Annotated in this window: 10 protein-coding genes; 5 read left to right on the top strand and 5 right to left on the bottom strand. The window is 62.0% G+C overall.

Features of this window, described 5'->3' with window-relative positions; translation table 11 throughout:
* Window positions 1-2 precede the first annotated feature (2 nt).
* From HY836_RS18230 to HY836_RS18215, 4 genes are read left to right on the top strand one after another with little or no spacing between them, the layout of a single operon-like run.
* Window positions 3-1,109: a PilW family protein gene (locus HY836_RS18230; RefSeq protein WP_290679183.1), complete on the top strand. Its 1,107-nt coding sequence runs from the start codon at window positions 3-5 to the stop codon at window positions 1,107-1,109.
* Window positions 1,110-1,121: 12 nt separating this feature from the next.
* Window positions 1,122-1,820 carry a pilus assembly protein PilX gene (locus HY836_RS18225; RefSeq protein WP_290679180.1) on the top strand — a complete coding sequence of 233 codons (699 nt, stop codon included), beginning with the start codon at window positions 1,122-1,124 and terminating at the stop codon, window positions 1,818-1,820.
* Window positions 1,821-1,861: 41 nt separating this feature from the next.
* Entirely contained in the window at window positions 1,862-5,794 is a 3,933-nt protein-coding gene (locus tag HY836_RS18220; RefSeq protein WP_290679177.1) for a PilC/PilY family type IV pilus protein, read from the top strand.
* 29 nt (window positions 5,795-5,823) lie between these two features.
* Window positions 5,824-6,504, top strand: a complete 681-nt coding sequence (locus HY836_RS18215; RefSeq protein ID WP_290679174.1) for a hypothetical protein — start codon at window positions 5,824-5,826, stop codon at window positions 6,502-6,504.
* 24 nt (window positions 6,505-6,528) lie between these two features.
* Here the strand turns inward: HY836_RS18215 and glcF are convergent, their stop codons facing one another.
* Both glcF and glcE read right to left on the bottom strand, forming a co-directional pair.
* The gene (glcF, locus tag HY836_RS18210; RefSeq protein ID WP_290679171.1) at window positions 6,529-7,800 is read right to left on the bottom strand and encodes a glycolate oxidase subunit GlcF; all 1,272 of its coding nucleotides are present in this window, start codon (window positions 7,798-7,800) and stop codon (window positions 6,529-6,531) included.
* A gap of 12 nt (window positions 7,801-7,812) precedes the next feature.
* Complete coding sequence (glcE, locus tag HY836_RS18205; protein ID WP_290679168.1) at window positions 7,813-9,000, bottom strand: glycolate oxidase subunit GlcE; 1,188 nt, start codon at window positions 8,998-9,000, stop codon at window positions 7,813-7,815.
* An 80-nt stretch (window positions 9,001-9,080) separates the two neighbouring features.
* On the opposite strand from glcE, the gene HY836_RS18200 reads away from it, so the two are divergent.
* Window positions 9,081-9,929, top strand: a complete 849-nt coding sequence (locus HY836_RS18200) for a carbon-nitrogen hydrolase family protein (protein WP_290679165.1) — start codon at window positions 9,081-9,083, stop codon at window positions 9,927-9,929.
* A gap of 36 nt (window positions 9,930-9,965) precedes the next feature.
* On the opposite strand, the gene HY836_RS18195 is transcribed toward HY836_RS18200, so the two are convergent.
* The 3 genes from HY836_RS18195 to HY836_RS18185 form a co-directional block, all read right to left on the bottom strand.
* Window positions 9,966-10,337 carry a hypothetical protein gene (locus HY836_RS18195; RefSeq protein ID WP_290679162.1) on the bottom strand — a complete coding sequence of 124 codons (372 nt, stop codon included), beginning with the start codon at window positions 10,335-10,337 and terminating at the stop codon, window positions 9,966-9,968.
* 281 nt (window positions 10,338-10,618) lie between these two features.
* Window positions 10,619-12,958: an IPT/TIG domain-containing protein gene (locus tag HY836_RS18190; protein WP_290679159.1), complete on the bottom strand. Its 2,340-nt coding sequence runs from the start codon at window positions 12,956-12,958 to the stop codon at window positions 10,619-10,621.
* A 100-nt stretch (window positions 12,959-13,058) separates the two neighbouring features.
* Window positions 13,059-13,811, bottom strand: a complete 753-nt coding sequence (locus HY836_RS18185) for a Crp/Fnr family transcriptional regulator (RefSeq protein WP_290679156.1) — start codon at window positions 13,809-13,811, stop codon at window positions 13,059-13,061.
* Window positions 13,812-13,826: the final 15 nt, after the last annotated feature.

The following is a 13,826-nucleotide window of genomic DNA, read 5'->3' as shown; positions in this document are numbered from 1 at the left end:
TGATGAAGCACACACTCCAAAAAGGCTTCACCCTGGTTGAACTGATGGTGGGCGTGGTGCTGGGCTTGCTGACCGTGCTCGTCATCACCCAAGTCACGGTACAAGCAGAGAACCGTCGCCGCGCGGTTTCCATGGGCAGCGATGCTCAAATCAATGGCTCCCTGGCACTCTTCGCGCTGCAGCGCGACATCCAGATGGCAGGCTACGGGGCCCTGTCCAGCCCGGACGCCCTGGGTTGCACGATTCTGACGCAGTTCAGTGCCGCCAGCACCACCTACAGCTACACCCTCGCACCGGTTGTCATCACCGACGGCGCCTCAGGCGCCCCTGACACCGTGCAGGTCATGCTGGCTCGCACGCGTGGCTCATCGGTCCCCATCAAGATCGCTGAAAACCACCCCCAATCCAGCAACAACTTCGTGGTCACGTCATCCTTGGGTGTATCGGCAGGCGACCTGATGATTGCGGTGCCAAAGACTCAGTCTGCCGCCACCAACTGCGCCGTGTTCAGTGTGCAAGCCGATACCAGTTCGGCCAGCACCACCCTCAGTGCCACCCGCATTCCCCATGTCAGCACAAGCACATCGAAGTGGAATGTCAATGCCATCTTCCCGGCAGCGGGTTATGCCAAGGACGACTACTTGCTCAATATGGGCTCGATGGTGGTGCGCGCCTACACCGTCAGTGCAACCAACGAACTGGTGGCCATGGAGGTGTCAACCAGCACAGGCGCACAGGAAACACGCCCCTTCTATCCGCAGATCGTCAACCTGCAAGCCATGTACGGCAAAGACACCAGCGGTGATGGCGTGATCGATCTGTACGACAACACCACACCCACCACGGCGGCCGATTGGCAAAAGGTGCAGAACATCAGGTTGGCCGTGGTGGCTCGCTCCGCACACTATGAAAAAGACGCCGTGACCACCAGCGCCCCGCTGTGGGATGTGGGCGCCAGCGTCAGCGTCAGCGGCACCACCACGGCCACTTGCAACAGCGGCAGCAAGTGCATCACCCTGAAGGTCAACCAGGACACCGACTGGCAGCACTACCGCTACAAGGTGTACGAAACCATCGTGCCATTGCGCAACGTTCTGTGGAACTCCTGAGTGGTCGACATCATGATCAAGCAGCCCTCCCCCCCCCTGTCACCACGCCGCCCCGCTCAGCGAGGCGCCGCCTTGCTGTTTGCCTTGCTGACCCTGGTTGCCATGCTGGTAGCCACCTTGGGCCTGGTTCGCGCCGTGGACACTGGCACTGTCTTGCTGGGCAACATCGGGTTCAAGCAAGACGCCACAGCCTCGGCCGAGCAAGCATCACGCGCAGCCATCCAATGGCTCACGCAAAACAAAACGGCCTTGAATTCCAATGTGATTGCCAACGCCTATTACGCCAGCAACCAAGAGTTCGCCTCGGATGGCGTAACGGCGTCTGCACCCGTGGATGCAACCGGCAACCAACTCACAACAAGCACACGCCAGCTCATTGACTGGGACGACAACAACTGCAGTTCTGCCACATCAGGCACTTACGCCAGCTGCACCATCAAGACGGCCAGCGCAGGCACCATCAACGGCAACCAGGCTCGCTACGTGATCTTCAGGTTGTGCTCAAAGGCTGGGGATTTCAGCACGGACCCTTCCAACAATTGCGCAAAACCCATGATGTCGAGTGATTCGAGCGCCACAGGCCGTGGCTCTGTGGACTATACAAACTACACACGCTTCACCAGCGCTGCAGGGCCTTATTACCGCATTGTGGTGCGCGCACTTGGCGCGCGCAACACGGCCAGCTTCACCGAAACGATCGTTCATTTCTGAAGCAGCTTGCTCGCTTTGAGCCAAGACAGGATGTAGCCGCCATGACCATGCACACGCCTTCCCTCACTCGCTCGCCATCGCCTGCCGCCTGCGCCCGCTGCAAGCTGAGCCTGGCTGTGGCCGCCGCATTGTTCACCCCCCTGACGCAAGGTGGCGAAACCCAGATCGCCGACCAACCACTGGCCACGCGCTCGGCGGTACAAGCCAAGCCCAATCTGCTCGTGGTGCTGGACAACTCCGGCTCCATGAACTGGACCTACATGCCTGACGACCTGGGCCGCTCTGCAACGGTAACCGATGAGCCCTATACAAACTGGTATGGCTATTGGTCCTCGCAGTGCAACGGCACGGCCTATGACCCCAACGAAGACTACCTGCCCCCCTTGAAGGCAGACGGCGTCACAACGTATGACAACGCCAACTTTGGCGCAGCCAAAGACGATGGCTACAGCAGTTCCAGCACTGCCACCAACCTGGCCAATGCTTACTACTACCGCTACACGGGCACTCAGACCCGCATGGATTGGCAGTACACCACCGATGGGGTGGTGAACAACAACTTCTACCGTGAGTGCTCCAGTGAGATCTCGGATCCCTATGCGTACGGCAAGAACAGCTTCCAGAAAGTGACGATGACCAGCACGTCCGCCGACGCGCAAAAGTACGCCAACTGGTATTCGTACTACCGCCATCGCTACACCCTGATGCGCACCTCCATGGGCCGTGCGCTGGCCCCCTTGGATGACAAGTACCGCGTGGGCTTCAGCACCATCAGTGACACCGGCGCCGTCGACGGCACCAACTATTTCCGAGACATCAAGGACTTTGACGCCAGCCAGAAGACCAACGTTTACAGCAGCCTCTACAGCGTCAATCCCAATGGCAGTACGCCCTTGCGATCAGCCTTGTCCAAAGCGGGGCGCTACTTCGCCAAGAAGGTGACGGGGCAGACCTATGACCCCATGCAATACGCCTGCCAGCGCAACTACACCCTGCTGTCAACCGACGGCTACTGGAACGGCTCCAAGGGTATGCAACTCAATGGCAGCACCGAGGTAGGCCAGCAAGACGCCACCGAAGATCGCCCCATGCGGGACTCCTCGCAAAGCGTCTCCACCAAGGTGGTCACTTATGCGACCCCGAGCAACACACCCGCCACGCGCACGCAAACATCCAACACCCAGACCAAGACACAAACCTGGAAGCGTGACGAAACCACCTACGCCAGCTCGCCCAATACGGGTGGCTGCTGGGGTGGCAAATACAGAACCACCAAACTGACGGCACGCCAGTTCACGCAAAGCAAGACACAGTACTTCGTGACGCAACAAACGAGCCAGGCCTCGTATACGCTCACCACCGTCACGACGGACGGCACGGTCACATCCGGCCCCACGCGGGCGCCAAGCACGGGCTACACCTACAGCAGTTGGAGCAACAATGGCGCAGCGCAGACCTTTGCAGCCACCGGCCCCGAGCCTACGAACGATTCCACGTTTACAGGTGGCTCATCGTCCAACAACTGCGTGACACTGCCCAATGACTCCACACTGCCCGGCACCGTCGTCAAGACCGCACCCGTCATCCAATCCAGCTGGACGAGCAGCTGGACGCCCTCCACACTGACCTACAGCTACAGCACACCAGAGGTCACCACGCTCAACAGCACCGAGGTCATCACGCCGTCGACGACAGGCGGCATCAGCAACACCCTGGCGGACGTGGCCGAGTACTACTACAAGACCGACCTGCGCACCAGCACCTTGGGCAACTGCTCATCGACGTCCTCAGGCTCGTCTCAAGATGTGTGCAGCAACATCGTGCGTGAGGGGACCAGCACGACCATGCCGCAGCACATGAACACCTTCACCATTGGTCTGGGTCTCAAGGGCACCTTGCCCTACACCACCACCACCCTGAACTCGCTGACCAGTGGCGCCATCCGGTGGCCCGACCCCGGCAACACCAGCTCGGGCAATGGTGATGCGGTCAACATTGACGACCTCTGGCATGCCGCCATCAACGGACGCGGCAACTACTATTCCGCCCAAAGTGCGGACGACCTGAATCGCGCCATCAGCAGCGTGATCAACTCCGTAGGCGAGACCCTTGGCGCAGCGTCCGCGGCGTCCACCAGCACGCTGGAGCTGGTCAGTGGCAACAACAACCAGGTCTTCCGGGCCAGCTACACCACCAGTTCGTGGTTTGGCGATCTGGAGGCCTTTGCGATGGATGGCGCCGACGCCTCCATCGCCTCCACCGCATCATGGTCAGCCAAGACCCTGCTGGATGCCAAGGCCGCCTCCACGCGCCTCATCTACTTCAAGAGCAGCTCCGGCCTGAGCGCCTTTACCTACGCCAACTTGACGGCCACCCAGAAGGGCTATTTCGACAACCTCTGTTCACCCAGCACCAAAGTTGCGCAATGCGCCACGCTGTCCGCCACGGAGCTCACCGCGGCCAATGACGGCAGCAAGCTGGTGAACTACCTCCGGGGTGATCGAACCTATGAATCGGCGACCGGCACCGGCACGACGGCCATGTCCCCCTTGTTCCGCCAGCGGGCGCACGTGCTGGGTGACATCATCAACGGCGCCCCTGTTCACGTGGCCAAACCACCGTTCTCCTACGGCGATACCGGCTACGCTGACTTCGTTGCAGCCCAAGCCAACCGCAAACCCGTGGTGTATGTGGCCGCCAATGACGGCATGTTGCATGCCTTCTCGGCAGACTCAACCGACGGCGGCAGCGAATTGTGGGCCTTCATCCCCAGCGCTGTCATGCCCAACCTGTACCAGTTGGCCAATACCAATTACGCCAACAACCACCAGTACTATGTGGATGGCGCCCCCGTGATTGGCGACATCAAGGTGGGCAGCACCTGGAAGACCATTCTGGTTGGCGGCCTCAACAAAGGCGGCAAGAGCTATTACGCGCTGGACATCACCAACCCCACCAGCCCAGTCATGCTGTGGGAGTTCACCGATGCCAATATGGGCCTGACCTACGGTAACCCCATCATCAGCAAGCGTGCCGATGGCACCTGGGTGGTCGCCGTCACGTCGGGCTATAACAACAGCACCGGTGATGGCAAGGGACACCTCTACATCCTCAATGCCAACACGGGCGCCGTGTTGCTGAATCTGATCACCAGCGCGGGCAGTGCCAGCAGCCCCAGCGGCCTGGCCAAGATCAACGCATGGGTGGAAGACACGAGCAACAACACCTCGCTTCGCTACTATGGTGGCGATCAACTGGGTAACGTCTGGCGCTTTGATATTGACGATCTGATCGAACCCAAGCAAGCAGCCTTGCTGCTGGCCACACTGCAGGTGGATGCCACCCACCCTCAACCGATCACCACGATACCTGTGACGGTTGACGTCTCCGGCAAGCCCGTGGTGATCGTGGCAACAGGCCGCTACCTGGGCACCGACGACATCACCGACACCACACAACAAAGCATCTACGCCATCAAGGACCCCCTGAACAACACGGGCTGGGGCGATGTGCGCACCGATGCAAGTCGCTTCGTACAGCAAAGCTTCTCGCTGCCCACCACGACCACCGCATCGGTCACCACCAATCTGGTGGACTTCAATACCAAGGGCGGCTGGTGGATTGACTTGCCACACAGCAAGGAACGCGTCTTCACCAACATGACCTTGCAGCTCAACACCCTGGTGCTGGCCACGGCCATCCCCAGCGGCGATGCCTGCGCCTCAGGCGGTGAGTCCTGGCGTTACTACCTCAATGCCAGCTCGGGCTCCACCGTCACCAGCAACCCGGTGGGCATCCGCTGGAGCGACAACTCCCTGATCGTCGGCGACAGTTGGGTGAAGGACATCAACGGCAACGTGCGCGTCATCTACCAGAACAGCGACGGATCCATCGTCACGGAAACGCCCCAGACCGCGCCCCCAGGCGGCTCCGGCAATGCCCACCGGACTTCCTGGCGCGAACTGGTGGATTGAATTCATCGCCACCAGCGTCAGGCACGCTCATGACCTCGACAACATGGCTCAAGCCAGCATGGGGCTCCCCAGCCATGCTGTGCGTGAGCCTGTCGGTAGCAGCCCATGCGCTGGTACTGACAGGGCTGCAGCCATCCGGCCAACACAGGCCAAAGAACGGCGCGCCACCTGGTTCACCCAGCATGCAGGTCCGCACCATGGCCTGGGGGTCTGCCGCGCCCGCCACACACCTCACGCCGACGCCGCAACCCGAAGCGCCGGCACAAGAGCCAGACCTCACCGAGCCCCCACACGATGAGGCCGACATGGCCACGACGGATGAGCCTCCGCCCGATCAATCCAGCGATCCCGCACAGGCATTGGACACGGACACATCGCCATTGCCGCCCAAGCCCTATGCCGAATACATACCTCGGCCACAATTGAGCGTAGCCCCCATTCCACGGGTGCCAATCCTGATTGCCCCCCCCGAAGGAGACAAAGAACCGGCACGCCGCGTGGTGGTGCTCTCGCTGTACATTGATGAGAGCGGCCACGTGCGCCACATCGAAGCCGATGACAACGACATGCCGCCGGCATACGTACAGGCAGCACGCGCAGCATTCATGACCGCTACATTTTCACCGGGGCAGCTCGAGGGGCAGCAGGTCAAGTCACGCACACGTGTGGAGGTGGTGTTCGACAACACGCCATTGGACAGCGCGCAATGAGCGCGCCATACACGGCAACCCCGCTTACCGCGTCAAGGCCTCATCCAGCACTTCCAGCCAGTGCTTGACCGGTGTATCGGTGCCGGACTGCAGATGCACGATACAACCGATGTTGGCGCTGGCAATCAGATGCGGCTCGGTTGCCTTCAAGGACTTGAGCTTGAGGTCGCGCAGTTGCCGTGACATTTCGGGCTGCAGCACGCTGTAGGCACCACCTGCGCCACAGCACTGGTGGCTGTCCTGCACAGCCAGCTTGACCTCGAAGCCCAACTCCCTCAAGCCGGATTCGATTGGCCCGGGCTTGGCCGCACTGCTGAGCTTTTGTGCATGGCTCAGGCTGCAAGGCGGGTGAAAGGTCACCGCCCCCAGCCCGGCCTGAGCACGCTTGCCCAGCTTGCGTTTGAGCAAAGGCATCCAATTGGCCAGCATCTCGCCGGGATCCCGTGCCAGTTCTGCGACACGCCTGGCCTTGTCGGCATAAGCCGGGTCATCGGCCAACAGGCCACCGTAATCCTTGACCCAGGCACCACAACCGGACGCATTGATCAGCAACGCTTCAACCGGCGTAGGCGACTCGACGAAAGGCCACCAGGCATCGATGTTGCGCCGCGCCCTGTCCTTCGCGCCATCCAGGTCCCCCATGTGGCCTTGCACCGCGCCACAACAGGTGGACGCCGACGCCACCACGGCGCGAATGCCGATGGCATCCAGCACGCGCGCCGTTGAGGCATCGATGTGAGGCCTCAAGCCCGGCTGAACGCAGCCCTTGAGCAGCAACACCCGCCTGGCGTGCAGGCTCTTCTTGGGATCAGGCCAAGCCGGTGGCGCCAGCGGTGCGCGCGCAGGCACGTACTCGCGCAAGGCCGATGGCAACAAGGGGCGCACCGCCTGCCCCAGCTTGAGCGCCGGCGTGAACCAGGGCGATGGCATGAGCTTGATCAGCCCCCATCGCAAGACGCGCTCGCGCCAGGGGCGCGCCACCTGCGCATCGACCACGGGCTGCCCCACGGCCAACAGTTCGTGATACTGCACGCCGGATGGACAGGTGCTTTCGCAATGACGGCAGCCGATGCAGTGATCCAGGTGCTCCTGCGTGGTGCGCGTCGGTGTCTGACCTTCGAACACCTGCTTCATCAGGTAGATGCGGCCGCGCGGCCCATCCAGCTCATTGCCGGTCAGACGGTAAGTGGGGCACGTGGCATTGCAGAAACCGCAGTGCACACACTGGCGCAGCACCTCCTGAGCCTTGAGGCCTTCCGGTGTGGTCTGGTGTTGGGGAGCGAGCTGGGTCTGCATGTTGAGAAAGGATCAATCTGCGCAACGCGGCCACAGGCGGCCCGTGTCGAACACACCATGAGGATCAAAGGCTTTTTGCACCTGCTCGTGCAGGCGCCGCTGCACAGGCGACCAGGCCGAAGCGGCCACCAGGGCACCATGGCTCAGTGACAGAAAGGCCTGCGCATGCCCGCCTGCTTTCGAAACCACCTCTTGAACGGCGGCAGCAGGCGCTGGCGTGCACACCCAACGCAGGCCACCAAACCACTCGGCCAGCAACTCGCCATGCAGCCCCAGGGGGGCGGTGGTGGGCGGCACCGAGATGCGCCACAAGGTCACGCCATGCTGACCGGCCTGCATCACGGCCTGGCGAGCACGCACGAAGAACTCGTCAGTGTGATCGCGCACGCCCTGCCAGAACGCCTCCGCGACTGGCGGCGCCAGCAGTTCACCGCGGCGTTCGCGGTACATGCCCTGCACGGCGCTGGCCACGGCCGCCCGAGCGCCGCGCAAGCGAACCAGCAAGGTGCCATCCCACCAGGCGGACGCGTCAATCGGCAAAGGCTGCGCCGCCCACTTGTTGATTTGCGCCAGGGCCTCGGCCTCGCTCACCTCGAATCGCATCGTGGCCGACACCATGGGCTGCGGCATCACCTTGAGCGTGACATCCACCAGCACGCCCAGCGTGCCCATGGAGCCCGCCATCAACCGAGACAGATCGAAGCCGGCGACGTTCTTCATCACTGCGCCACCGAAGCGCAGCAACTCGCCACGCCCGGTCAGCACGGAACAGCCCAGCACGTGATCACGCACCGCACCTCGGGACACGCGCGCTGGCCCGCTCAGGCCACTGGCCACCACGCCACCGATGGTGGACTCGCCAGCCTGTGTGGCGGCAAAGCCATACCGCGGTGGCTCGAAAGCCAGATGCTGCCCCTTGTCGGCCAGCACGGCTTCGACTTCGCGCAAGGTCGTACCGGCCCGCACCTTCATCACCAGTTCACTGGGTTCGTACGATTCAATCCCCTGCCAGCTGCGTGTGTCCAGCAACTCACCCTGCGCGATATCGCCCAGGTGATCCTTGCTGCCGCCACCACGCACGCGCAAGCACACGCCGCGACGGGCCGCGTCGTGGATCTGCTCGGCCCATTCGAGCCGTTGAGCGGGAGGGGTGCCTGCCGACAGGTTTTCGGCTTGCGCGTTTGCGTCGTGTTCAGCCATGATGGGAGCAAGCATAAGGCAAGGCGCACACCGTCTTGCGCCACACCCTTACAGTCAGGCTTTTTGTTAGCCCAGATCACATGAAAGTTGCTGCACTGCAAATGGTGTCCACCCCGCGTGTGGACGACAACCTCGCACAAGCCCGCGCCTTGATCGCGGAGGCTGCCCGGGCCGGCGCCGAACTGGTCGCCCTGCCCGAGTACTTCTGCCTGATGGGCTTGCATGACCAGGACAAGCTGCGCATTGCCGAACCCCTGGCCGATGCCCTGCACCCTGACCCGAGCACCGCCCCCATGCAGCACATGCTGGCCCAGGGGGCGCGTGAACACGGCGTGTGGCTGATCGGCGGCACCTTGCCCATCCTCAGCCACGAACCCGAACGCGTCTTCAACACGGTGCTGGTATTCAACCCACAAGGCGAACGTGTGGCCCGCTACGACAAGATCCACCTGTTCTGCTTCGACGATGGCCAACGCCGCTATGACGAAGCCGCCTCACTGACGCCGGGCTCACAGCCCGTGTCCTTCGAGATGACGGACAAACAGGGGGAGTCCTGGCACATCGGCCTGAGCGTTTGTTATGACCTGCGCTTTCCAGAGTTGTTCCGTACCTTGGGTGCACGCAAACCGCTGGACCTGATTGTGCTGCCGGCGGCGTTCACCGATACCACGGGCAAGGCGCACTGGGAATTGCTGCTGCGCGCCCGCGCGGTGGAAAACCTCTGCCATGTCCTGGCGCCGGCCCAGGGCGGCCTGCACGAAAACAGCCGGCGCACCTTTGGCCACTCAGTGGTCATCGAGCCATGGGGGCAGGTGCTGGCCATGCAGACGCAAGAGGGCCCCGGCGTGGTGTTGGCCGAATTGAGCAAACCCCACCAGATCACACTGCGCACGCAGTTGCCGGCGCTGTCGCACCGGGTGTTGGATTAACCCGCGCTTGATGGCGCTCCAATGACAACGCCCGGGTTATTCCGGCAGGTCATGCCACTCGGCAATCACCGTGTTGGACTCCACGCTGCGAGGTGCATTCGGATTGAACAGATCAAGCGAATGCGAGTGCGCCCCCTCACGGAAATGCTTGCGGTCAAACAGCTTGAGCTGGGCTTCCATGGGCAGATCCGTGATGCACAGGACGTTGCGGCGAATGAGCGCATCAATCAGGTCTTCCAACACGCGCAGGAAACTGGCGTCCAAAGACGCGAACTGCTGCGCATCGCCGTCGAGCCCCATGAACTGACGCACTTCGGGGTGGTCTTCAGGCAGGGTTTGCGCGCCAACGACCGGATCCCGGTGCAGGCTGCGGATCTGACCGGCTGCATCGCGCAAAACATAAAACATGGTGGACCTCGTCGACTGGGCTGATGGCTGATATCGACTTATCGTCGCCATCCTGTGCATTCTTGAGCCCCCAGCGTCCACTTTTCACGCTTTCTCCAGCCGCCACGCATTTAACCGTCGAGAAAAAAATGCCGCTGGCCAACAAGCCAGCGGCATCAAGACGCCATCACACCAATATCCATTGGCGCCAAAGGAGAGAGCAGACCACTGCCCCCCAGTGACAGCAAAGACCAGGCCAGCCATGCACACTGTGCGCGCACAAGCCTGGGCCAGGCCGCGCCTTACAGCGTCAGCAAGTACTGCACCAGATTGGAGACCTCCGAGCTGGACTTGGCACACCAAGGGTGCGGCGAAGCCGGCATGCCGATGGGGCCGGAAGCACCCATTTCAGGCCCGAACTCCTTGCGCATCTTCTGGAAATCCCAGTAGTAGTTGTTCGCGTCGAACGAAGGCACCGTGAAGTACTTGTGGCGCTCCACGAACAGGTTGCGGGCGGGCGAGGTCACATCGAAGATGTTGATCTGCTTGGCCTTGGGCACGCGGAATACATCGCCCTTGCGGTTCAGATCGGGCACCGGGGTGGGCTGATCCGCCGTACCGGGCGCAGGGCGCACCGGTGCGTGCAGCGTGTAGTACTGGTTGTACAGCGCCGTACCTTCCGCGCAGCGATCCGGGTGCACCAGGTCCTCCAGGTTGCGCACATGGCCATCGCTGAGCAAGCCGCGTGAGGTCACCCAGTACAGATCACGCAAATAGGTGGCACGGATGGATTGCTGCTTGACCTGGAAGTCCGTCGGCGCGAAGAAGCGGCCCACCTGATTGAGCGGAATCATGCGCTCGTTGGTGTTGGCGCCTACCTTGTCCGAGTGGCAGCTCGCGCAGTTCTGGTCATACGTGAGCTTGCCTTGCGCCACCGCGCCGCTCACCCCTGGATAAGCCTTCCAGCCGTTCTGCACGAAGCTGCCTTCGGTTGTGCCGGTTCCGCCGGTCTGGGCCAGCTTGCCGTTGGACTTGAGCCAGCGGAACATGCCCGCATTGCGCAGATCGTCGTCGTTCTCGTCCAGCGTCGACATGTAGGCCGTCAGCGCCTTCAGCGAATTGGCGTCCGTCGAACCCATGGCGCCATCGGGCTCCTGGGCATGGATGTAGGAACCCTCGAAGCCCACGTACGACTCGGTGTGCGACAGCGAGCGGCGAATCGGCAAGTGGAAGGTGACGTTAGGAATCGCGATCGGCGAGAAGATGTAGTCGTTGTCGTACAGCGTGCCTTCGTGAGCGGTACGCGTGATCGTGGCCTCGGCCGCACCGGCAGGCATGTGGTAGAGCAAGGCCGTCTTGTCTACTTTCTTGGAGCCCGGATTCCAGCTGGGGCCCTCCTCCATCTCGGAGATGTAGGCGAAATTGGCGGTGGTCTGCCCGATCTTGTCACCCAGCACGGCCCACTTCATCGTCCAGCCAGGGTTGGGCAGGCCGGGGAAAACCTTGGTGACCGTGCTGCCGCCCTTGTCATAGCTGATGCGATAGCCGTGACAGGAGGCGCAGTTAAACCCGGCCCAGGCACCCTTGCCCAGTAGCGGATGGTTGGACTCGGCCTTGCGGTAGCCTACCCAGCCGGTCGAGCTGGTATTGCCCTCCGTCAGTTGCGGGCCAAGTGCCAGCAAGCCAGGCGTCGGGTTGGTTTGCGGATAGGGCTTGAAGTACACATCGGTATAGGCCTCGGCCGGCACTTCACTCGGATTGATCTTGTAGGCACCAAACAGCGCCAGTGGATCAGCCGCCTTGCGTGTGTACGGATCCGTGGTCTTGTAGTTGAGGATCTTGTCCCAGTCCAGGTTCTTGAACTTGTGGCTCAGACCCAGGTTGTAGTCATACGACCAGAACATCTGGCGCCCCAGCTTGACCATCGCGGCGAAGCTCGGATTGCTCACCGCCACTTCAATCGGGGTGATGGCCTTGGTCTGCTCGGACAAGGTCGACACCACATCGCAATTGGGGTTGGCGGGCGCCGGCACGCGGTAGACCTGGGCGTCAATGATATTGTGCGGCCCTGACTTGGTCAGCGAATTGTTGTAGCCGGTGCGCTTTTGCACCTGCAGCTTCAAGGGGCCCTTGCTGGCATGGGGCGGCACACGGAACTGCACCTGCGTGTCAGACCAGGCCAGCACATCCTTGGGCCAGCTGCTGCGCACCACGCCCGTCTCGTAGTTGGCCGTGGAGATGATGTCGAGCTTCTGCTCGTACATCACGAGATCGGTCTCCAGCACACGGGCATTGCCGATCATGATCTTGCTGAAGTCGATGTTCGTGCCTTGGCCAAAACCACTACCGTTCAGCGTAACGGTGTCACCAGGCTTGAGTGTAGGCGCCACATTGTTGGCGCCGGCCGTCCACACCAGGGCACCATTGACCAGCATCTGCGACACCACGGGCGTGCCGAAGTTCTGCGCCGATGCGGCACGCTGCTGTTCACGCGCGGCATTGAAGCTGCAGATGGTTTCCTGATTGGGAAAAGCGGGGGCAGCCTGGGCACTCACCCATTGCGCCGCCAAGGCGATGGCACCCAGTGCGGGTGCCCATGAGGGGCTGGCGAGCCCCCTTGTGTATCGATGTTGTCTGGCCATGGTCATCTCCTCGAACAAGTCTTGCCAATGAACGATGGCGCCATGTTCGCCAAGGTCGGCTGACATCCATGTCAGGGCCACGACAAATCAGGGAAAGACCTCAGCCCTCGCTGGCAGGAAAAAACCCCGCACGTTCCAGCATGCGTCGTTCTATCGGCGTGAGCGTCGCGGCATCCACCAAGGCCGCCAAGTCCAGCACCTCGATCAAGCCATATGACAGGCGGATGATGCCGCGCTCCTCCAGGGCCCGCAGCAACTGGTTCACCGTCTGGCGAGACAAGGCCATCATCAGTGCCAGCTGGGTCTGCTTGATCGTGAGTTTGCAGCGCCCTACCTCGCCACCGGTCACTGCGCAATAGGTCAACCAGACCAGGCGCCGCGCCAGACGCTCTGCCGGCTGCACGATGGACAAGTCCTCCAGCGCGATGAAGGCCATGCGCACCTTGAAGGCCATCAGCTTGCCGAAATGGCGCCACCACAAGGGCTCATCGTCGAGCATGGCGTCCAGCGCCCCCAAGGGTACGAACAGCAAGGAGGTCGCACCCACGGCCACGGCATCGTGGGTGCGCGGCAGGCGATCGAACAAGGCGATTTCGCCAAACCACATGGGTGGCTCGATCAGCGACAACATGGCCTCCCGGCCATCCCGCGTCACGCCCGTGATGTGCAAACTGCCTTCCAGCACGGCATACAAGCCATCCACGGGCTCGCCACGCAAGAACAAGGTTTCGCCATCACGCAGCGTCTTGAGCATGCCGTGCGACATCAAGGCCTCCGCCAACGCAGAAGGCACTTGAGACAACCAGATGTCAGTGAGCAGGAGTTCGCGGTGAGCCGCAGACAAATTCGCCATGGGGCGGATCATGCC

It is taken from the genome of Aquabacterium sp. (assembly GCF_016234775.1).
GTDB lineage: Bacteria > Pseudomonadota > Gammaproteobacteria > Burkholderiales > Burkholderiaceae_C > Aquabacterium.
Note: the sequence above shows the minus strand (reverse complement) of the source record. Positions and strands in the feature narration are given on the sequence as shown.

Excerpts from the sequence above, each read along its gene's own strand:
- HY836_RS18230 (WP_290679183.1), top strand. The coding sequence starts at position 3 with ATGAAGCACACACTCCAAAAAGGCTTCACCCTGGTTGAACTGATGGTG.
- HY836_RS18225 (WP_290679180.1), top strand. The coding sequence starts at position 1,122 with ATGATCAAGCAGCCCTCCCCCCCCCTGTCACCACGCCGCCCCGCTCAG.
- HY836_RS18220 (WP_290679177.1), top strand. The coding sequence starts at position 1,862 with ATGACCATGCACACGCCTTCCCTCACTCGCTCGCCATCGCCTGCCGCC.
- HY836_RS18215 (WP_290679174.1), top strand. The coding sequence starts at position 5,824 with ATGACCTCGACAACATGGCTCAAGCCAGCATGGGGCTCCCCAGCCATG.
- glcF (WP_290679171.1), bottom strand. The coding sequence starts at position 7,800 with ATGCAGACCCAGCTCGCTCCCCAACACCAGACCACACCGGAAGGCCTC.
- glcE (WP_290679168.1), bottom strand. The coding sequence starts at position 9,000 with ATGGCTGAACACGACGCAAACGCGCAAGCCGAAAACCTGTCGGCAGGC.
- HY836_RS18200 (WP_290679165.1), top strand. The coding sequence starts at position 9,081 with ATGAAAGTTGCTGCACTGCAAATGGTGTCCACCCCGCGTGTGGACGAC.
- HY836_RS18195 (WP_290679162.1), bottom strand. The coding sequence starts at position 10,337 with ATGTTTTATGTTTTGCGCGATGCAGCCGGTCAGATCCGCAGCCTGCAC.
- HY836_RS18190 (WP_290679159.1), bottom strand. The coding sequence starts at position 12,958 with ATGGCCAGACAACATCGATACACAAGGGGGCTCGCCAGCCCCTCATGG.
- HY836_RS18185 (WP_290679156.1), bottom strand. The coding sequence starts at position 13,811 with ATGGCGAATTTGTCTGCGGCTCACCGCGAACTCCTGCTCACTGACATC.